Genomic DNA, 1026 nt, shown 5'->3' with positions numbered 1-1026 from the left:
AGCTTTGTGGTCAAGTCCTCGGCCTATTAGTACCGGTCAGCTCCACACGTTACCGCGCTTCCACACCCGGCCTATCAACCCAATCATCCATTGGGAGCCTTACCCCACAAAGGGTGGGAGACCTCATCTCAAGGCGAGCTTCCCGCTTAGATGCTTTCAGCGGTTATCCCTCCCGAACGTAGCCAACCAGCCATGCCCCTGGCGGAACAACTGGCACACCAGAGGTTCGTCCGTCCCGGTCCTCTCGTACTAGGGACAGCCCCTCTCAAGTCTCCTACGCGCGCAGCGGATAGGGACCGAACTGTCTCGCGACGTTCTAAACCCAGCTCGCGTACCGCTTTAATGGGCGAACAGCCCAACCCTTGGGACCTACTCCAGCCCCAGGATGCGACGAGCCGACATCGAGGTGCCAAACCATCCCGTCGATATGGACTCTTGGGGAAGATCAGCCTGTTATCCCCGGGGTACCTTTTAGCCGTTGAGCGACGGCGCTTCCACAAGCCACCGCCGGATCACTAGTCCCAGCTTTCGCTCCTGCTCGACCCGTCGGTCTCACAGTCAAGCCCCCTTGTGCACTTACACTCAACACCTGATTACCAACCAGGCTGAGGGAACCTTTGGGCGCCTCCGTTACCCTTTAGGAGGCAACCGCCCCAGTTAAACTACCCACCAGACACTGTCCCTGATCCGGATCACGGACCCAGGTTAGACATCCAAAACGACCAGAGTGGTATTTCACCAATGACTCCACACCAACTAGCGTCGATGCTTCAAAGTCTCCCACCTATCCTACACAAACCGTTCCAAACACCAATGTCAAGCTATAGTGAAGGTCCCGGGGTCTTTCCGTCCTGCTGCGCGTAACGAGCATCTTTACTCGTAGTGCAATTTCGCCGGGTCTGCGGTTGAGACAGCGGGGAAGTCGTTACGCCATTCGTGCAGGTCGGAACTTACCCGACAAGGAATTTCGCTACCTTAGGATGGTTATAGTTACCACCGCCGTTTACTGGCGCTTAAGTTCTCAGC

Annotated in this window: 1 rRNA gene; it reads right to left on the bottom strand. The window is 56.5% G+C overall.

Annotated features, from left to right (window positions below):
• Nucleotides 1-6 precede the first annotated feature (6 nt).
• Nucleotides 7-1026 (bottom strand): 23S ribosomal RNA (locus tag FHS44_RS40040); the annotation flags it as partial.

This window comes from Streptosporangium saharense, from assembly GCF_014203715.1.
GTDB classification, from domain to species: domain Bacteria; phylum Actinomycetota; class Actinomycetes; order Streptosporangiales; family Streptosporangiaceae; genus Streptosporangium; species Streptosporangium saharense.
The sequence above is the reverse complement of the archived record's forward strand: the minus strand, read 5'-3'. Positions and strand labels throughout refer to the sequence as shown.